Origin of the sequence: Nonomuraea sp. NEAU-A123, from assembly GCF_018603905.1 — a bacterium.
Lineage (GTDB): Bacteria > Actinomycetota > Actinomycetes > Streptosporangiales > Streptosporangiaceae > Nonomuraea.
This window is the reverse complement of the sequence record NZ_JAHFZZ010000002.1, coordinates 178474-196631: the sequence shown is the minus strand read 5'-3', so window position 1 is coordinate 196631 and position 18158 is coordinate 178474. Positions and strand designations below refer to the sequence as shown.

The window sequence follows — 18158 nt, the reverse complement described above, 5'->3', positions numbered from 1 at the left end:
CTGTACGCATCGGACTCCTCGATCAGACTGTCGGGATCGACGGCTGGCCGGCGTCGGCGCCCGCCCCCGTTACCCGGCGACCCTGGCGAGCAGCGCGTCGGTGAGGCGAGACAGTCGTTCCGCGTCCTTCGCGGAGAACAGTTCGGTGTGCACATTCAGCTCGGTGAACAGGTTGAACGCGGTCAACGGTGGCGTCGGCGGATCGTCGAGTAGCCGCAGGAGCGGCGGGACCACGTCGGTTGCGGGTTTGGCCATCATCCGCTGCTGCTGGAGGTAGGTCGCGGTCTGCGGATCGAACTCGCCTGCGTAGCTGGTCGCCGTGGTGCCGGGGTGGAAGAGCACGTACCGTACCGGACCTTCGCCGTGCCGCTCGGCGAAGGTCACACCGAGCAGATCGTTCAGGCGTCCGGTCATGAACATCGCGTGCACCAGGTCGTACTGCCGGATGCTCTGCAGATCGTCCCAGGCCACCGGTGTGTCGTGGCCGGGGCCGGCCACGTTCACAATCACCGGCCGGTCCGCCTTCTTCAGCGGACCGAGCAGCCCGTAACTCAACAGCAGGCGGCTGAGATAGAACAGTGCGAAGTTGCTCTCAAATCCCTCGGCGGTCACCGACCGGTGGGACCGCATGAACCGCGCGCACAGCACCACGCCATCGATGGCCGGGTGCTCCTCGATGAGCTTGTCTACGGTGTGGCGGGTGTTCGAGACCAGGCTGAGGTCGGCCTTGATGAACGCCGCGCTTCCCGGCGCTGAGGCGGCCTCGGCTACTAGTTGTTCGCCCTTCTTCGGGTTGGTCCCGACTATCACGGCCCTGTCGCCCCGGGAGAACAACATGCGGGCCAGTGCCGCACCGATGCCGTCGGTGCCACCGGTGATCACATAGGTCTTCATCAAATGGGCGTCCTAGTCGTTGTCATGTGCGGATTTGCCAGAGCTGTACACGCGTGACCTTGGCCATGTCGGCCGCGCGTCGCGACCCCTTTGGCTCACATTGCAAGCATACGCGGTTGTTCATGAGAGCATACTGGTGAGTCTGGTTAGACAGTCGGTCTAGTCGCTCCTCTATCGGAGGTGGTCGGGGGGCCGAGACAGCCGTCCAGCTGTGCCGCTCGTAGCTCTGACCAGCTCTATTAGCCTTTTCCGGCTTACTTCGTCTGTCCCCCCAGGACGTCCTGCGGAACATCCCGGCTGCCCCTGGGAGCCAGCCTCCTATGGCCGTCTCTTCACCGCCCGGCCCTGCCGCGCCAAGCCGGCTGAGGTCCCGGCGGCGATCAGGTCTGCTCCGGTGTCGTGTCAGCGGACGTGTCAGCACGGCAACGGCCCGGCATCAGGGTGGTCGGCGATGGTGGCTGCCATGAACGGTTCAGCCATTGCGGCCTCGGGGCTGCGAAAGGCATACAAAGACAAGATCGTGCTCGACGGCATAGACCTGAACGTCCGGACCGGTACGATCTTCGCCCTGCTCGGGCCCAACGGCGCCGGGAAGACCACGACGGTGAACGTGTTGACCACGCTGCTCACCCCCGACGCCGGGAAGGCGGTCGTCGCCGGGCACGACGTGGCCACGGAAACCAAGGCGGTGCGCACGGCGATCGGGGTCACCGGGCAGTTCGCTTCGGTGGACGACCTGCTCACCGGCGCGGAAAACCTGCTGCTGATGGCGGATCTCCTGCACCTGCCCAAGGCAGAGGGCAAACGAATCGCCGACCGGTTGCTCGACCGGTTCGATCTCGTCGAAGCGGCCGGCAGGCTGGCGTCGTCCTACTCCGGCGGCATGCGCCGCAAGCTGGACCTTGCCATGACGCTGGTCGGTAAGCCGCAGATCATTTTCCTGGACGAGCCCACGACGGGACTCGATCCGCGCAGCCGCCGCATCATGTGGGAGATCATCCGGGAACTGGTCGCCGACGGTACGACCATCTTCCTCACCACCCAGTATCTCGAGGAGGCCGACCAACTCGCCGACCGTATCGCCGTACTCGATCAGGGCCGGCTGGTCGCCGAGGGCACCGCCGATGAGCTCAAGCGCCGGGTTCCCGGCAGCCATGTCCGGCTACGGTTCACCGATCAGTACGCACTCGACGCCGCGGCACGGGTCCTGCACGAGTCCACAAAGGACGCCGAAGAGCTGACCTTGCGGGTACCCGGCGACGGCGGGGTGCGGTCGCTACGCGCGCTGCTCGATCGGCTCGATGCGCATTCCATCGAAGCCGAGGAACTGTCGGTGCATACACCGGACCTGGATGACGTCTTCCTCGCCCTTACCGGGCACGCGCGCAAGGAGATCAACGCACAATGAATGGCATCTCAGCTTCCCTGGCGGATTCCGCGACCATGTTGCGGCGCAACTTCCGGCACACGATGCGCAATCCGCTGGCACTGTTCAACGGCATCATCATGCCGCTCGTTCTGATGTTCCTGATGGTCTACATATTCGGCGACGCGTTCAACGTCGGCGTCAACTATGCCGATTACGCGACGCCAGGGTTGATCATTACTACCATCTGTTACGGGATCAGCCCCACTGCGATCGCGGTGAATTCCGACATGACGACCGGATTCATCAACCGGCTTCGCGTCATGCAAGTGTCGCGGGGCGCGGTGCTGAACGCGCACGTGATCGCGTCCACGCTACGGAGCCTGGTGGCCATCGCGCTCATCATCGGGGTCTCGTTTCTGATGGGATTCCGGCCGTCGGCGAGTTTCACGGAGTGGCTCGGCGTGATCGGCATCGTCGCGTTGGCGGTACTGGCGATCGGCTGGCTGACCATCGCGTTCGGCCTCGCGGCGAAGTCGGTGGAAAGCGCGGGCCTCATCGGTGTCCCGCTGATGATCCTTCCCTTCCTGAGCAGCGCGTTCGTGCCGGCCGACAAGATGGGGGCGGGTGCGCGGCAGTTCGCCGAGTACCAACCGTTCACCTCGATCATCGAAACCCTGCGCGGGCTGCTGACCGGTGCGCCGTCGGCGGGCTCGGCCATGACGGCGATCGCCTGGTGTGTGGGGATCGCGTTGATCGGCTACCTGTGGGCGCGCTCGACGTTCACGAAGCGAGGGTGATCTCGGCCAGCTCGCGCCAATCCCGCTCCCGGCCGGCCCGAATCGCCTCGGTGAACACCGTTTCACCGAGGCGATCCCGCGTGTCCGCGGCGATCCTGGAAGCGTCCGGCTGCGAACGATCCGGTGTACCGCGCACGCCGTCGCTTGCCGCGAGCAATCGCGCGGCCTGCTCGTACTGTCCCTGGCGCAGTGCGAGATCCGCGATCCCGACCAACACCTCGGCGATCAGCGGCGGATAGGCCGTCTCCACAACCGTGCGGAACGCCTCGCTCCGATGCGCGCGGACCTTCTCGAGATCCTCGGTGAGGTAGCCGTACAGGTCCATGGCCTTGGCGAGGGACAAGACGCTCAGTTCCTCGTTGTCCAGCATCGCCCGCACCGTGGCCAGGTGCTGGTGTGCCGTGTCCGGCTCGCCACGCCAGCGCGCCAACTGCGCCTTCGCAAGCACCATCTCGGCCAGAGTGTCCGGCCAGGCGATCCCGTCCGCGTACCGCTGCGCCTCGGCCATGGCGGACGTGCTGGATCGCTCATCGCCGAGCAGCCAGTACAGCTGAGCCTGCCGCGCTCGCACACCGACCACGTCCTCGGTCGCGCCCACCTCCGTCAGCGCCGTGGCCGCCTCTTCGTAGTGCTCACACGCGCGTGCGAACTCGCCGCGCATGGCGAGCCGATCGGCCAGGAAGGTCAGCGCCAACGAGATCCCCATCCGGTCACCCAGCGTGCGGAACTCGGCAAGGGCGATCTCAGCGTCGATGTCCACGTCAGTCTCGTCGCCGCCGAGCGTGAGCCGGAATCGGCCGCGAGTGAGCCTGGCCTGCGCGCGCACCCATGGATCGTCGTCGGCGATGAGCGGCTCGAGCGCGGGCAGGAAATCCGTCGGCTCCTGCAGCATCCGCTTCCACAGCTCGACGAACCCGAGCATAGGGTGGCGATACCCGCCGTGCTGGGTGACCCGGTGCGCCTCGTGGATCCATTCCTGCGCCTGATACTGATCGCGGCCGGGCCCGGAGGTCAGGAACACCGTCACGATGGTGTACGCGATCGCCCGCACCTCATCGGACACCTCACCGGGCAGCGAGGCCGCCGCGATGCTCAACTCGGTGCCCTCGGCCCGGTGCCCACTGAGATACCAGTACCAGCCTGCGGCTCCGACCAGCCGCATCGCCTCCTGAGCCCATCCCTCGTCGATCGCTCCGCGCAGGGCCGTACTGATGTTGTCGTGCTCGGCCTCGAGCGTGGACAGCCATTCCAACTGCTCGGCCCGGCGCAGGTGCGGCTCGGCCGTCTCGGCCAGTTCGGTGAAGTAGGCGAGGTGCGCCCGGCGCGCCGGCTCGGATTCCCCGGCTTCGGCGAGCCGGTGCGCCGCGTATTCCCTGATGGTGTTGAGCATCCGGTAGCGCGGCGTGCCCTCGCCGTCGGCGAGCAGCAGCGACTTCTCGATCAACGCGGTCAGCAGGTCGAGCACCTGCTCCCCGGCGAATGCCTCGTCCCCGCACACCCGTTCGGCCGCCTCCAGGCTCACCCCGCCGGAGAACACCGACAGCCGCCGCAGCACGCCACGTTCGGCCTCGGACAAAAGATCCCAGCTCCAGTCCACCACCGCGCGCAGCGTCTTGTGCCGGGAAAGCGCCGTACGGCTGCCGCTGGTCAACAGCTGGAATCGGTCATCGAGCCGATGCGCCAGCTGATCGACGGACATGGTGCGCAGCCGTGCCGCGGCCAGCTCGATCGCCAGCGGCACCCCGTCGAGCGCCCGGCAGATCCGCGCCATGGACGACAAGGTGTGCACGTCGGAGCCGATGTCCTTGCGCACCAGACCCGCGCGGTCCCGCAGTAGCCGCACCGCGGGCGAGGATTCGACCTCGGAGGGCTCGGCTCCCTTCGCGGGCAGCGCGAGTGGCTCGACCTGCCACAGCACCTCTCCGGTGATGCCGAGCGGTTCCCTGCTCGTGGCCAGAATCCGCAGCCTCCGGCACTCTCCCAGAAGCCGATCCGCGAAAGCCGCGGCCGCCTCGATCACGTGCTCGCAGTTGTCCAGGATCAGCAGGGCCGAGCGCTCCCGGAGCGCGGCGATGAGCCGATCCATCGGTTCCCCAGCCCGCGCATCACCGAGCAATGCCTGGTCACGCAGGCCGAGCGCGGTCAGGGCGGCCTGCGCCAGGTCACCGCCCGCCCGTACCGAGGCCAGTTCGACCAGCCACGCCCCATCCGGCAGCTCGGCGAGCATCGTCCGCGCGGTCTCCGTGGCCAGCCTTGTCTTGCCGGAGCCACCCGCGCCCGTCATGGTGACCAGTCGGTGTCCGATGGCCACAACGGCGACCGCGGCGATGTCATCGTCCTTGCCGACGAAACTCGTCAGCTCGGCGCGCAGGTTCGTCCTGCGGTTGTCCGCCCGCTCGCCCAGCTCGCCCCGCAGCAACGCGGTGTGCAGCGCGGAGAGCTCAGCCGATGGATCGGCGCCCAACTCCTCAGCGAGCCGCTCGCGCGTCCGCTGGTACGCGGTCAACGCCTCATTCCCCCGCCCCGCCTCGGCGAGCGCGCGCATCAAGGCCGCCACAAACCCCTCCCGCAGCGGATACGTGGCAACCAGCCCGGTCAGCTCGGAGACCAACTCCGAGCCACGGCCGAGGCGGATGTCGGCATCCACCCGATCCCCGAGCGCGGCCACGTAGAGCTCGTCCAGACGCGCGACCGCGGCGTCGAACAGATCGCTGCCTTGCAGCGCGATGTCCGCCATGGCCGTACCGCGCCACAGTGCCAGGGCCGAGCGCAGCAGATCCGCCCGCGCCGCAAGCTCGGCGGTACGGGCCTGACCGACCTGGGCCTCGAACCGGCACACGTCCACGGCATCAGGAGCCACGGCCAGCCGGTACCCGCCCGAATCCGCTTCGATCACACCGTCCGGCAACACCCTGCGCAGCCTGGACACCAACGCCTGCAAGGCATTCACTTCGTCCGCGGGCGGCTGTTGTCCCCAAATCCAGTCCACCAGCCGCGCGCGCGTGACGATCCGGCCAGGTTCGAGGGCGAGTGCGGCCAGCAGCGCGCGCAGCCGAATCCCCGGAACCTCCACGACGGCCCCATCGTGGTTCCGGACCTCGAACGGACCAAGCAATTCAACTCGCACATCAGTCATTGTGCCGAACTGTGGCGACGTCCCGAACCGGTTGCCTGCCTTGTGAGCGCATATGCCGCACTTCGTACTTCATGCCCGGGCCCAACACGTCCGCGTGACCAGCGGGATGCGGTGTCGTATCAGCGGCCGTGTCAGCACGGCAACGGCCCGGTATCAGCGCGGTCGGCGATGGTGGCTGCGCGAGTTGAATATAGGCCGATGAGAGGAATGATCATGGAACACACCGTCACGACGATGCCGACGGCGCGTAAGCCCGGCTGCCCCTTCGACCCGCCGGCAGAGCTGATCGACGCCCGTGAGCACAGCCCGATCAGCCGCTTCCCCTTCCCCGACGGACACCAGGGCTGGCTGGTCACCGGCTATGACCTGGTCCGGTCGGTCCTGGCCGACTCGCGGTTCAGCTCGCGCAAGGAGCTCATGCGCCACCACCCGAGCATCGACTACGGCGACATCGAGGTGCCTCCGGCGCCGCCCGGTGAGTTCCTCCTCATGGACGAGCCGCAGCACGGCCGCTACCGCAAACCGCTGGTGGGCAAGTTCACCGTACGGCGGATGCGGCTGCTCACCGAGCGCGTCGAGCAGGTCACCGCCGAGCACCTGGACGCGATGGAGAAGGCCGGGCCGTCGGCGGACCTGGTGACCGCGTTCGCCAAGCCCATCCCCGCCGTCATCATCTGTGAGCTGCTGGGCGTGCCGTACGAGGAGCGGGGCTCCTTCCAGGAGAACATCGACAAGTTCCTCGGCGGGGAGGTCAGCGACGAGGAGCTGATCGCGGCCTACATCGCGACCCAGACCTACCTCGCCGAGCTGGTGGCCGCCAAGCGCGCCAACCCCACCGACGACGTGCTCAGCGACCTGCTCGACAGCGACCTGACCGATGAGGAGCTGAAGGGGATCGCCCTGATCCTGCTGTCGGCCGGGTTCGACACCACCGCGAACATGCTGGCGCTGGGCACCTTCGCCCTGCTGCAGAACCCGGAGCAGCTGGCCGCGTTGCGCGCCGACCCCGCGCTCACCGACAACGCCGTCGAGGAACTGATGCGGTACCTGAGCATCGCCAAGACGTTCATGAGGACGGCGCTGGAGGACATCGAACTGGGCGGCCACACCATCAAAGCCGGCACGACGGTCATCCTGTCTCTCAACACCGCCAACCGCGACCCCGAACGCTTCACCAACCCCCACGCGCTCGACCTGCGCCGGCAAGACGGCGGACACCTGGCCTTCAGCCACGGCATCCACCAGTGCCTGGGCCAGCAACTGGCCCGCGTCGAGATGCGCGTCGCCTTCACCGCACTGATCAACCGCTTCCCCACCCTGCGCCTGGCCGTACCCGCCGAAGAAGTCGCCCTGCGCCCGGAGACCGCCGACATCTACGGGGTCAAGAGCCTCCCGGTCACCTGGGACGTGTGACCGCCGGCCAATGACGCGCCCGCCCGCAGCCGTGGTCCCTCGCCTGCGGGCGATGCTGCCGAGAACAGCGCCAACACACTCCGAAGGAGTACACCACCATGTCCGTCACCCTTACCGACCAGGACAAGCTCACCCTGCGGATCGCCGCGTGGGGCGCAGTCTCACTGATGTCCGCCGCTGGTGCCGCCGGCTCGGCGCACAAGGTCGCCACTCACGGCTCCATCGCCCTGACCTCCGCGACCGGCCTGGTCGGGCACGTGCTCACCAAGGCGCCCAAGGGCGTGAAGTACGGCAAGTCCGTAGCCGAACTCGCCGACCAGGTACTGCCCGCCCTGACCGCGGCCATCAGCCTGCTCAAGCAGCAGGACCCGGCCGAGGCCGACAACTTCCACAACACCGTCACCGTCGCCATCGAAGCCGCCGCCCGCACCCACCAGGGCGAGCCCAGCCCCACCATGACGGAGATGGCCCGCAAGATCACCGAGGCCCTCGACGCCGCTTGACAGGATGTCCAGTCGCAACCGGTGGCCGAGGGCAAGATCGGGCTGGACACACCGGGAATGATCGCGTCCGCCTTGTGCGTTGCGCGGAGCGAGGATTCGTCGACAGCGTGGAGATGGGCAACATGCCGCTCAAAGGCGAGTACGAGCCGAGCACGGTGCAGTTGGTACGTGACCAGGTGGAGCTGTACGAAAGCTCCGGCGGTACGGAAGGAACGACCCTAGGGAGCCTGGTCGGTCCGGATGACACGAGGCGGCGGGACATGCCTGTCGTCATCCTGACCACCCTGGGCGCGAAGAGCGGCAAGATCCGCAAGTCACCGCTCATGCGGGTGGAGCACGACGGCACCTACGTCGTGGTCGCCTCCTTGGGAGGAGCCCCCAAGCACCCGGTCTGGTACTACAACGTGGTGGCCGACCCTCGGGTGGAGCTTCAGGACGGCCCGGTGCGCCAGGACATGCTGGCACGCGAGGTGACCGGGGATGAGAAGGCCGTGTGGTGGGCTCGAGCCGTCGAGGCGTACCCGGACTACGCCGACTACCAGAAGAAGACGGACCGTGAGATCCCGGTCTTCGTTCTGGAGCCGGCGGCCGAGGAGCACTGACGCGGCGTAACCGGTTCACCTAATGTCAGCCATGCGTCGCATGATCGCGGCGATGGTGGAGGGGTGAGTGAGGTGCGGATGGTGCCCGGCGGCGGGGACGGTCGTGACGGTGGCCGGGCCAGGTTCGCCGACCAGCGGATCCAACTCTCCGGCAACGATGTGGACCGGGACCGAGACGGCTCCGCCCAGCAGGGCTTGGAGGGCGGCGCGTTCGGTGGGGTGGTTCGCGGCCCGCAGCCACTGGGCCGTACGGCGGGCGACGCCGGGCCGGTGCAACTGGGCGGCGGCGCTCGCGATGGCCCGACGGGCGTCGTCTGAGGAAACGCCGCCGCTCGCGCCGAGGAGTGAGGTCGCGAGCCGGTCGGCGGAGATCCTCTTGAGGAGCGGCGCGGCGAGCGTCGGCGTGCGGAGCAGCCGCGGGGCCTGCGCCTGGAGGAAATAGGGCGAGACGAGGAGCAGGGCCGAGATGCGGTCGGGATGTGCGGCGGCGTAGCGGAGCGCCGGTGCGGTGGCCGCCGAGTGGGCGACGATGACGGGCCGGGTCTGTACGGGCGCCAGCAGATCGGTGAGCCAGTCCAGCGGGGTGGCCGCCGTGGGCGCGGAACGGCCGAGTCCCGGCAGGTCGGCGACGAGGGCGGGTGCTTCGTCCAGTTCGCCGAGCACTCCCTGCCAGGACTCGCCGTCGAGGGGAAGTCCGTGCAGGAGTACGAAGCCGGGCGAGGTCTTGTCCCCGGCGACATAGGTCCGGGATCCGCCGACGTCATGGAAGCCGCCGGGAAGTACGGCCGGAGTCGTCCCGAACCTGTCCGCCACCAGCCGATCGGCCCAGCGGCGCAGCGCGGTCTCGACGGGCGGCTGCCGGAGCCCCGCGGCCTCGGCGACCTTCTCGGCTGAGACAGTGTCGTAACGGTCCTCGGTCAGGAAGGCCAGGGTCTCAGGGTTGGCTCCGGTCAGCGCGGCGGGGAGGCGGCGGACCAGGGCCACCGGTACGAGGGCCTTCGGCGCGGGTACGCCCAGGTGGCCCCCGAGCAGGCGCACCAGGTCGGGCAGGTCGGGGGTGTTCTCGTCGAGCACCCAGTGCAGGCCGCCGGGCTCGGGGTCGTGTTCGGGAATGGCGGCCATGAACTTCGCGAAATGATCCACGGTCACCACGGGCACGAACGTACGGGCGGTGCCCGGCAACGCCGGAAGCCGGCCCGTCCACAGGTCGCGGACCAGTTCGGCCAGGCCGATGTACTGACCGGCCTCGCCCGTGGTGGAGTGGCCGATCACGGTGCTCGGGTTCACCACGGTCAGCGGGACCCCTAACTGCGCCGCGACGACCCGGACGGCCGCGTCCCCCTCGGTCTTGGAGCCCTCATAGGCCCCCTTGCCTCGGTAGAGCTTCACCAGCTCGGCCTCCGGGAGCGGATACCGCGCTTCCGGGTCCAGCCCGACCCGGTAGCCCGACACGTGGATCAGCCTGCGCAGGCCGGCCCGGGTCGCGGCCCAGCGCAGCACGTTCAGGGCGCCTTCGACGTTGACCGTCCTGGCCTCTTCGCGCCGCAGCCCGAACCGGTAGACGGCGGCGGTGTTGAAGACATCCCGTACGCCGGCGAGCCGCTCGTCGTCCGCCGCGCTCAGCCCCAGGCCCGCACCGGCCGTGAGATCACCGGCCACGACCGCGAGCCGCTCGGCTCCCACGCCATGGTCTTGTAGCCAGGCGCGCAGCTCGCCCGCGCGGCTCTGAGCAGGTTCGCGGAGAACGGCCGCGATCGTCCGGCCCTGCTCCAGCAGGTGCAGTACCGTCCACCTGCCGATGAAGCCGTTCGCGCCGAAGACCACGGCGTCCGGCGAAGACTCTTCCATTCACATTCCTCTCTAGACCGATCTACATAATCTGTGGCCAAAAAAACGCCCGGCACCGGTCAGCCGGTGCCGAGCAGCTTGGCGATGCGGCGGCCGGTCCGCTCGATGGGGACCCGGCTGCGGCCGGCGCGAGCCAGCACCAGCGCTCCTTCGATCAGGGCGAGCACCGTCGCCGCGAGCTCATCCGACTCCTCCGCGTCGTGCCCGTCGGCCCGGAGGGCGTCGGCCAGCGCCCGCTGCCAGCCCGCGTAGATGCCGCCGCAGATCGGCTGGAGGTCGTCGTTGGTCGCGGCGACCTCCAGGGCGACGGTCGCCACCGGGCAGCCCTTGGCGTATCCGGCCGCCACCATCCGGTCGGCCAGCCCGTCCAGCAGGGCCAGGACGAGATCGCGAGAGGTGGACGCCGTCGCGGCCAGCTCTCCGACCATGTCGTCGACCTCCCGGCCCGCGGCGGCGAGGGCCTCGCCGACCAGCTGGTCCTTGCCGCCGGGGAAGTGGTGATAAAGCGAACCCCGAGGAGCGCCGGCCACCGCGAGCACTTCGTTGAGCCCGGTGCCGTGGTAGCCCTTCGCCTCCACGAGCGTCCGAGCCGCCTCGATCAGCCGGGCCCGCGTCTCATCACCTTTGATTGCCACAGCTAGAAAATAGACCGGTCTGCATAGTTTGTCCACTCTGGTGGAGGTTCACTTCTCGGCGGCCAGCCGTACTCCCAGCGCGGGTGCGCCACGCAGCCTGTGGGGCGTGAGATAATTACTCCTACGACGCCCTCTCGGCCTCGGGTCCAGCGACCCAGACGAGAGGGTTTTTTCATGCCCGCAGTGACGCGTCCCCCTGCGGCGGCATGCCATCCGATCAAGGAGTATTCGATGAAGCTCGGTCTGACCTGCCCACGTTTCACCTGGCCCGGCGGCGATGCCGCCATCTCCGGGCGGTTCGCGGCCGTCGCCCGCGGCGCCGACGAAGCGGGACTGCACAGTCTGTGGGTGATGGACCATTTCTTCCAGATCCCCAACTTCGGCGCCGTGGAGGATCCGATGCTGGAGGCGTACGGCGCGCTGTCCTACGCCGCTGCCCTCACCAGCCGGGTCACGCTGGGCACCCTCGTCACCGGCGCCGTCTACCGCGAACCGGGACTGTTGGTGAAGCAGGTCAGCACCCTGGACGCCCTCTCCGGCGGCCGCGCCGTCCTCGGCATCGGCGCCGGCTGGTACGAGCCGGAGGCCCGCGGGCTCGGCCTGCGCTTCCCTTCGCTGGCCGAGCGGTTCGAGCGGCTGGAGGAGACGCTCCAGATCGCCCGGCAGATGTGGAGCGACGAGGACAAGCCTTACGAGGGCCGGCATTACCGGCTGGAACGTACGCTCAACGCCCCGCAGGCGCGTCCGCCGATCCTGATCGGCGGCAGCGGGGAGAAGAAGACGCTCCGCCTGGTCGCCGAGTACGCCGACGCCTGCAACTTCCTGGATGGCGCCGACGTACGGCACAAGCTCGGCGTGCTGCGCGCTCACTGCGAACGGCTGGGCCGGCCCTACGAGGAGATCGAAAAGACCCTCCACCTGCGGGTGCCTGACGGACAGAGCATCGAGGAGAGCGTCCAGCGCTGCGGCGACCTCGCCGCTCTGGGCATCGACCACGTCATTGTCGCCGTCCCCGATGCCGCCGCCGACTCCTCACTCGCCCACCTGGCCGAACTCGCCACGCAGATCTCCGCCATCACCCCAGCCGGGCGCTGAGGGACATCCTCCCGGAACGGGGTTGAACCTCCCGTGGCGGGAGGTCTTACCGTCGTGTCCGTGACCGAAAACGACGGAGACGAGCGTCGATGGACCATCGGGGAGCTGGCCAAGGCCACCGGGGTCACCATCCGCACGCTCTACCACTATGACGAGATCGGCCTGGTCCAGGCCGGCGAGCGGACCGCGTCGGGCCACCGCCGCTACACCGGGGCCGACCTGCGGCAGCTTTATCGCGTACGCGCCCTGCGCGGGCTGGGACTGTCGCTGGAGGAGATCGCGAACGTCCTCGCGCGGCCGGTGGACGACCTGACGGCCATGCGCGGCCTGCTCGCCGCCCAGCTCGCCGAACTGGACCTGCAAACCGCCCGGATGGGGCAGTTGAAGGAGCGGCTCGGCGGGCTGCTGGGGGTAATCGACCAGTCGGTCATGCCCGATCCCGAGCAGTTCATGACCACCCTCGAAGTGATCTCGGTGTACGAGAGCTACTTCGGCCAGGAGGTACGCGACGACCTGGCCAAGCGCCGGATGCACCTCGGTGAGGACGCGATGGAGGGCTTCCGGGCCGAGTGGCTCGTCCTGCTCCGGGAAGCCCGGGAGCACATGCTGGCGGACACCCCCGTCTACGACCCGCGGGTGCGGGAAGTGGCCGCCCGCTGGGAGGCGTTGGCGGGCGCGCTCCAGAGCGGCGACCAGCAGGTCGACGCGCGGGCCCAATCCGCCGGGATGGCGTTCTGGCGCGACAACAGCGCCAAGATCAGCGAGGAGATCAGCCGCCAGGTCGACTGGCTGGACGCGGGCGACCTGCCCGCCATCATGAGCTATTTCGAGCGCGTCCGAACGGCGCGCGACGATCACCCATCAGGAGAGTGACGCGAGGATGCGTTATCCCGAGGCGCCGGTACGGCCGGAGCACAACGAGGTCGGTGGGCTGGTCTTCGACGACCCCTACCAATGGCTGGAGGAGGACGACGGGGAGGGCGTGGCGGCCTGGCAGAAGGCCCAGGACGAGCTGGCCCGGTCCTACGTGCACGGCTGGCCGCATCATGAGGCGCTCGCGGCCCGCGTCGGGGACCTGGTCGAGCAGATGGACGCCCGCAACCTGGTGGTCCCGGTGCGATACGGGCCGCGGTGGTTCCGTGGCCGCATCCCCGACGGCCGGGAGTTGATGGTCTTCGAGACGGCCGACGCTCCCACCGGTCCGTGGCGCATGGTGATCGACCTCAATGAGATGTCCGCCGGTACGCCGCTGCGGATGAGCCCGCACCCCTCCCCCGACGGCCGCCTGCTGGCGTACTCCCTGGACGCGGGGGGCCAGGAGTTGCCGGCGCTCAAGGTGATCGAGATCGACACCGGGAAGGTGCTGCTGGACGGCGTACCGCAGCAGCGGCCGGGCCTGGTGGCCTGGCTCCCGGACGGCAGCGGCTTCTTCTACATGGCCAACGAGTCAGGGGCGGCGGCGTTACGGTGGCGGCTGTTCTTCCACCGGCTGGGGCAGCCGGCGCCCACTGAGCCCGAGCCGTTGGACATCCCGCACATGTTCGCCATCCCCAAGATCTCCCGGGACGGGCGCTGGGCGATGCTCCAGGTCGACCATCTGCGGCCCCGGCCGCACTTCATCGCCCGCCTGGACGAACCCTGGGAGTGGCGCGAGTTCATCACCGACGCCGAGCACCTGTACAAGGGCGTCCTCGTCGACGGCTCCTACGTGGCCGTCACCACGGCGGGCGCCCCGCGCGGCCGCCTGGTCCGCATCCCGCTGGACAGCCCCGGCGACCCCGCCACCTGGACCGAGCTGGTGCCCGGCGGCGACGCCGTACTCACCGGCGTGACCCTGGTCGGCGACCGGCTGGTGCTCGGCGAACTGGTGGACACCGTCTCCCGCATCCGGATCCTCAGCCTGGACGGCGCCGACCTCGGGGAGGTCCCGCTGCCCGGCCAGGGCTCGGTCAGCTCCATCGCCCAGGGAGTCGTGGCTCTGGGCGTGATGGACCAGGTGGTGGGCTGCGAGGACGCGATCACCTTCGGCTACACCTCCTACACCCAGTCCCCCACGGTCTACCACTATGAGCTGGAATCGGGGACGCTGACCGCCCTGCAGGGGTCGGGCCACACCCTGACCGGCCTGGTCACCACCCGCGTGTGGGCCACCTCGGCCGACGGCACCCGCGTGCCCTGCACCCTGGTCCACCGCGCCGACCTGGACCGTTCACGTCCGCAGCCGACCCTGATCCAGGGGTACGGCGGCTTCAACATCGCCGTGCTGGCGTCCTACCTCGGCCCTTTGGCGGCGTTCGTGGAGGCGGGCGGGATCTACGCGCACGCCCACGTACGCGGCGGCGGGGAGTTCGGCCTTCAATGGTGGGAGGGCGGGCGGCTGCACGCCAAGCAGAACACCTTCGACGACCTGTACGCGATCGCCGAGCGGCTGATCGCCGACGGGGTCACCACGCCCGACCGGCTGGCGATCCAGGGCGCCTCGAACGGCGGCCTGCTCACCGCCGCGGCCGTGACCCAACGGCCGGAACTGTGGCGGACAGTGGTCTGCGGCGCCCCCAAACTGGACCTGATGCGCGTCGCCCGAGACCCGGTGGGCACCGCCGCCACCCTCTCCGAGTACGGCAATCCCAACGACCCGGCCGACGCGCCCGTGCTCATGGCCTACTCCCCGTACCACAACGTGAAATCGGGCACCGCCTACCCGGCGATCCTGCTGGACGCGGGCGCCAACGACCCCCGCTGCCCCGCCTGGCACTCCCGCAAGTTCGCCGCCAGAACGCAGGCCGCCACCACCGCCTCCCATCCGATCCTGCTGCGCGTCTGGTCCGACGCGGGACACGGTGGGACGAACTGGAGCACGATCGTTCAGCAGCAGAGCTTCTGGCTGGCGTTCGTCATGCGGGAACTAGGTCTCACGGCCTGATGGCATCGGGGAACCCGGTCCAGCGCAGGTCGGCCGGGAGGTGGCTCATGTCGTTGAACATCACGATCGTGGGCGGCAGGCCGTTTCGGTACTCGATGACGGTCAGTGCGGTGTTGGCGCTGTTCAGTCCGAGCCACCGGGAAGGCGGTGCGTCCAGTGCGTGCCGCACCAGCCACGCGATCGGATAGGCATGCGTCACCAGGACCTCGTGTGTGTCCGGCTCTGTGTCGGGGACCTTCGCGAACCGGGCGACCAGCGCCTCGGCCAGCCTTTGGCCCGAGGCTGCCTCGGTGTCGTCGTAGCCGTCGAAGAAGCCGGCCCAGGACGGCGGTGTTTCGGCCGCGCGGGGAACGTAGGGCACGTGGTCGACGAGTTCGGCGGCCTCGGTCACGGGCACGTTCGGTAGCTGCCGGGCGAGTTCGTACGCGCTCGCTGCGGCGCGTGGCAGCGGAGAGTGCCACACGGCGTCGACCGGTACGCCGGCGAGCCGTTCGCCCAGCAGGCCCGCCTGCCGGCGCCCGATGCCGGTGAGCTCCCCGAACGCGTCGGCGGCGCCGTGGCGTGCAAGGTAGAGGTGTCGCGTTGTCATAGGTGGTCAGGGGCACGGGGTCCGTGCGGGCCCGCTTCCCCTCTCCTTTCAATCCGTAGGTGTGCATTTAGGAGGCCGTGACGGTGCCGGCGGTGCCGTCGATGGTGATGGTGGTGTCGTCGTGGAGCCTGCTGGTCGCGTTCGGGACGCCGAGGACGGCGGGGATGGCGTGCTCGCGGGCGACGATCGCGGCGTGGGAGAGCACTCCCCCGGTTTCGGTGACGACGCCACCGACGATGCGCAGCAGCGGCGTCCACGCGGGGTCGGTGAAGGGGCAGACGAGGATGTCGCCCGGGCGCACGCGCGCGAAATCACCGGGACCGCGGACGATCCTCGCGGTGCCGGTCACGGTCCCGCGGCTGCCTGGTGTTCCGGTGAGTGTGGCGGCTGGGGTGTCCGAGATTCTGGAAGGCGCTGGTGGGGGTGCGGCGGTGACCGGCCGTGCCTGCAGAACCCAGGTGCGGCCGTCGACGATCGCCCACTCGATGTCCTGCGGCCCACCGAGTACGGTGGCGATCTCCTCGCCCAGCTTGGCGAGCCGTGTGGCGGTCGCGTCGTCGATCGTCGGTTGGTCCCGGGCACGGGTGGGCACGTCGCGAACGACGAGCCGCGTGCCGCGCCGGTCGAGGCGGGTCCGTTTGTCCGCGACGGTGCGGGTGACCGTCCCGTCCGCGTGGACACGGTAGGCGTCAGGGGTGACCGTACCCCCGACGATGCTGGGGCCGAGGCCCCAGGACGCCTCGATCTCGGTCGCGTCGTCCGGGTCCGCAGGAGTGAACATGACCCCGGATACCTCGGCATCCAGATGGCGTTGGACGATGACGGCCATCACAGGCTCGTCGGAAGGCCGGCCCCGGTAGTCGACGGCACGTGGAGAGAACAGCGACGCCCAGCAGGCACGTACGGCATCGGCGACCTCGCCGACTCCGCGCACCGCGAGAAAGCTCTCGTACTGACCGGCCGCCGATGCCTGACCGGTGTCTTCGTCCGCCGCCGATGATCTGACCGCCACGGGCGGATCGCCGAGCGCGTCGAGTGCGCGTCCCAGCGCATCGAGCACGTCGGCGCGGACCGGGCTGACCTCGATCACCTGCCGCACCGCGTCAAGATCGTCCAGGTCCAGGTCCCGTACGACGGCGAGGTAAGCGGCGAACGAGACGACGAAGCCGTCAGGAACCGGCAGACCCGCGCGCAGCAACACGCCGAGTGTGCCGGCCTTGCCCCCGCAGGTGTCGGCGGCAGCCTCCATGAGGGGTACGATCATCCACCCCTGCCTTTCAACAGAACATTGACAACAATTTGTTGAGTGTGCACCATGGGTTGCATGCCACGCAAGCAGGACATCGATCACACCGCGCACGCTGAACGCGTCCAGGCCCACCGTGAGCAGGGCGCGTCCGAACGCCTGCTGAGCCTGGGCGCGGACGCGCTCGACGCCCGCCCGTGGCGGCCCTCGCCCGCCCCGCCGACGGCGGTCGATCTCCTGCAGTTCGCCGTCTGGCGCTGCGACGACCTGGACCCGGAGGACATCCTGAACGCGCTCGCCCTCCTGCCCGCCGCACGCGCCGAGGTCGAAGGACTCGAATCGGGCCTGCTGTTCATAGCCCGGAGCGCCGGACTGACCTGGGCGCAGATGGCGCACGTGATGGGGTTCAACTCCCCGCAGGCGTGCCAGCAGCACTTCACCCGCCTGACGGCGCGACAGGACGCCGACTCGTGACGCGGGAGTCCGCGCCTGGCCTGCTGGTCCTGCACGCCGTGCGCATCACCGGGTTCGCGGACACCCCGGTGATCGCGCATCGGTACGGGCTCGACGCGGCCGAGACGAAAGAGCTGCTGTACGACGCCGAGGCATATGGGTGGGTGGAGCACAGCGCCTTCGCCGGAGCCGGAGGCTGGTCGTTGACCGAACGGGGCCGAGCCGAGAACGAGCGCCGGCTCGCGGCCGAGCTCGCACTCGTCGGCGGTGCCGACGAGGTCCGTGACGTCTACCGCCGGTTCCTCCCACTGAACGCCCTCCTGCTACGAGCCTGCACCGACTGGCAACTCCGGCCCACCGCCGGCGATCGGCTCGCCGTCAACGACCACTCCGATCCCACCTGGGACGCCGGAGTCCTCCTCGAACTCGCCGGCATCGATCGCGCGCTCGCGCCACTCGCGGGCCGGCTCGGGAGCGTCCTGGCACGGTTCCGCGGATACGACACCCGCTTCACCACGGCCCTGGCGCGCGCCCAAGCCGGGGAGGGCACCTGGGTCGACCGCACCGACGTCGACTCCTGCCATCGTGTCTGGTTCGAGCTCCACGAAGACCTCATCGCCACACTCGGCCTCAACCGGCACTCGGAACCCTGACC

The 18158-nt window shown here is 69.2% G+C and carries 16 protein-coding genes; 10 read left to right on the top strand and 6 right to left on the bottom strand.

The genetic code is table 11. From position 1 onward, the window contains the following. Positions 1 to 69 precede the first annotated feature (69 nt). Positions 70 to 894 (bottom strand): SDR family NAD(P)-dependent oxidoreductase, encoded by an 825-nt coding sequence (locus KLK06_RS05000; RefSeq protein ID WP_214634110.1) that lies wholly within the window; start codon positions 892 to 894, stop codon positions 70 to 72. A 463-nt stretch (positions 895 to 1357) separates the two neighbouring features. Between KLK06_RS05000 and KLK06_RS04995 the strand changes: the two genes are divergently transcribed. Further along, complete coding sequence (locus KLK06_RS04995) at positions 1358 to 2302, top strand: ATP-binding cassette domain-containing protein (RefSeq protein WP_214634109.1); 945 nt, start codon at positions 1358 to 1360, stop codon at positions 2300 to 2302. Next, a complete protein-coding gene (locus KLK06_RS04990; protein WP_214634108.1) occupies positions 2299 to 3060 on the top strand; it encodes an ABC transporter permease in 762 nt (253 codons plus the stop codon). The genes KLK06_RS04995 and KLK06_RS04990 overlap by 4 nt, the downstream gene beginning before the upstream one ends. On the opposite strand, the gene KLK06_RS04985 is transcribed toward KLK06_RS04990, so the two are convergent. Then, positions 3044 to 6196, bottom strand: a complete 3153-nt coding sequence (locus KLK06_RS04985) for a BTAD domain-containing putative transcriptional regulator (RefSeq protein ID WP_214634107.1) — start codon at positions 6194 to 6196, stop codon at positions 3044 to 3046. The two genes, KLK06_RS04990 and KLK06_RS04985, sit on opposite strands and share 17 nt — an antisense overlap. A gap of 213 nt (positions 6197 to 6409) precedes the next feature. Here KLK06_RS04985 and KLK06_RS04980 point away from each other — a divergent pair, with 213 nt between their 5' ends. The 3 genes from KLK06_RS04980 (at position 6410) to KLK06_RS04970 (ending at position 8714) form a co-directional block, all read left to right on the top strand. After that, entirely contained in the window at positions 6410 to 7609 is a 1200-nt protein-coding gene (locus KLK06_RS04980; RefSeq protein ID WP_214634106.1) for a cytochrome P450, read from the top strand. Positions 7610 to 7707: 98 nt separating this feature from the next. Then, positions 7708 to 8112, top strand: coding sequence for a hypothetical protein (locus KLK06_RS04975; protein WP_214634105.1), 405 nt, complete (start codon positions 7708 to 7710; stop codon positions 8110 to 8112). Between the two features lie 122 nt (positions 8113 to 8234). Next, entirely contained in the window at positions 8235 to 8714 is a 480-nt protein-coding gene (locus KLK06_RS04970; protein ID WP_214634104.1) for a nitroreductase family deazaflavin-dependent oxidoreductase, read from the top strand. Between the two features lie 15 nt (positions 8715 to 8729). On the opposite strand, the gene KLK06_RS04965 is transcribed toward KLK06_RS04970, so the two are convergent. Together KLK06_RS04965 and KLK06_RS04960 are read right to left on the bottom strand one after the other, a co-directional pair. Continuing rightward, positions 8730 to 10562, bottom strand: a complete 1833-nt coding sequence (locus tag KLK06_RS04965) for an alpha/beta fold hydrolase (protein ID WP_214634103.1) — start codon at positions 10560 to 10562, stop codon at positions 8730 to 8732. 59 nt (positions 10563 to 10621) lie between these two features. Further along, positions 10622 to 11197, bottom strand: a complete 576-nt coding sequence (locus KLK06_RS04960; protein WP_214634102.1) for a TetR/AcrR family transcriptional regulator — start codon at positions 11195 to 11197, stop codon at positions 10622 to 10624. Between the two features lie 231 nt (positions 11198 to 11428). Between KLK06_RS04960 and KLK06_RS04955 the strand changes: the two genes are divergently transcribed. From KLK06_RS04955 to KLK06_RS04945, 3 genes are read left to right on the top strand one after another with little or no spacing between them, the layout of a single operon-like run. Then, complete coding sequence (locus KLK06_RS04955; protein WP_214634101.1) at positions 11429 to 12292, top strand: LLM class F420-dependent oxidoreductase; 864 nt, start codon at positions 11429 to 11431, stop codon at positions 12290 to 12292. Positions 12293 to 12352: 60 nt separating this feature from the next. Then, entirely contained in the window at positions 12353 to 13165 is an 813-nt protein-coding gene (locus tag KLK06_RS04950; protein ID WP_214634100.1) for a MerR family transcriptional regulator, read from the top strand. Positions 13166 to 13172: 7 nt separating this feature from the next. Beyond that, entirely contained in the window at positions 13173 to 15215 is a 2043-nt protein-coding gene (locus KLK06_RS04945; protein WP_214634099.1) for a prolyl oligopeptidase family serine peptidase, read from the top strand. Here KLK06_RS04945 and KLK06_RS04940 read toward each other — a convergent pair. Together KLK06_RS04940 and KLK06_RS04935 are read right to left on the bottom strand one after the other, a co-directional pair. After that, entirely contained in the window at positions 15205 to 15804 is a 600-nt protein-coding gene (locus KLK06_RS04940) for a histidine phosphatase family protein (protein ID WP_214634098.1), read from the bottom strand. The two genes, KLK06_RS04945 and KLK06_RS04940, sit on opposite strands and share 11 nt — an antisense overlap. Before the next feature lie 67 nt (positions 15805 to 15871). After that, the gene (locus KLK06_RS04935) at positions 15872 to 17068 is read right to left on the bottom strand and encodes a PEP/pyruvate-binding domain-containing protein (RefSeq protein WP_214634097.1); all 1197 of its coding nucleotides are present in this window, start codon (positions 17066 to 17068) and stop codon (positions 15872 to 15874) included. 60 nt (positions 17069 to 17128) lie between these two features. Here KLK06_RS04935 and KLK06_RS04930 point away from each other — a divergent pair, with 60 nt between their 5' ends. Together KLK06_RS04930 and KLK06_RS04925 are read left to right on the top strand one after the other, a co-directional pair. Further along, complete coding sequence (locus KLK06_RS04930) at positions 17129 to 17524, top strand: DNA-binding protein (protein ID WP_214634096.1); 396 nt, start codon at positions 17129 to 17131, stop codon at positions 17522 to 17524. After that, a complete protein-coding gene (locus KLK06_RS04925) occupies positions 17521 to 18156 on the top strand; it encodes a transcriptional regulator (protein ID WP_214634095.1) in 636 nt (211 codons plus the stop codon). The genes KLK06_RS04930 and KLK06_RS04925 overlap by 4 nt, the downstream gene beginning before the upstream one ends. Positions 18157 to 18158 lie beyond the last annotated feature (2 nt).

What these genes read in the sequence shown, in the direction of transcription:
- KLK06_RS04985 (WP_214634107.1), bottom strand. Translation starts at nt 6,196, where the DNA reads ATGACTGATGTGCGAGTTGAATTGCTTGGTCCGTTCGAGGTCCGGAAC.
- KLK06_RS04995 (WP_214634109.1), top strand. Translation starts at nt 1,358, where the DNA reads ATGAACGGTTCAGCCATTGCGGCCTCGGGGCTGCGAAAGGCATACAAA.
- KLK06_RS04955 (WP_214634101.1), top strand. Translation starts at nt 11,429, where the DNA reads ATGAAGCTCGGTCTGACCTGCCCACGTTTCACCTGGCCCGGCGGCGAT.
- KLK06_RS04965 (WP_214634103.1), bottom strand. Translation starts at nt 10,562, where the DNA reads ATGGAAGAGTCTTCGCCGGACGCCGTGGTCTTCGGCGCGAACGGCTTC.
- KLK06_RS05000 (WP_214634110.1), bottom strand. Translation starts at nt 894, where the DNA reads ATGAAGACCTATGTGATCACCGGTGGCACCGACGGCATCGGTGCGGCA.
- KLK06_RS04975 (WP_214634105.1), top strand. Translation starts at nt 7,708, where the DNA reads ATGTCCGTCACCCTTACCGACCAGGACAAGCTCACCCTGCGGATCGCC.
- KLK06_RS04990 (WP_214634108.1), top strand. Translation starts at nt 2,299, where the DNA reads ATGAATGGCATCTCAGCTTCCCTGGCGGATTCCGCGACCATGTTGCGG.
- KLK06_RS04970 (WP_214634104.1), top strand. Translation starts at nt 8,235, where the DNA reads ATGCCGCTCAAAGGCGAGTACGAGCCGAGCACGGTGCAGTTGGTACGT.
- KLK06_RS04935 (WP_214634097.1), bottom strand. Translation starts at nt 17,068, where the DNA reads ATGATCGTACCCCTCATGGAGGCTGCCGCCGACACCTGCGGGGGCAAG.
- KLK06_RS04980 (WP_214634106.1), top strand. Translation starts at nt 6,410, where the DNA reads ATGGAACACACCGTCACGACGATGCCGACGGCGCGTAAGCCCGGCTGC.
- KLK06_RS04940 (WP_214634098.1), bottom strand. Translation starts at nt 15,804, where the DNA reads ATGACAACGCGACACCTCTACCTTGCACGCCACGGCGCCGCCGACGCG.
- KLK06_RS04945 (WP_214634099.1), top strand. Translation starts at nt 13,173, where the DNA reads ATGCGTTATCCCGAGGCGCCGGTACGGCCGGAGCACAACGAGGTCGGT.
- KLK06_RS04930 (WP_214634096.1), top strand. Translation starts at nt 17,129, where the DNA reads ATGCCACGCAAGCAGGACATCGATCACACCGCGCACGCTGAACGCGTC.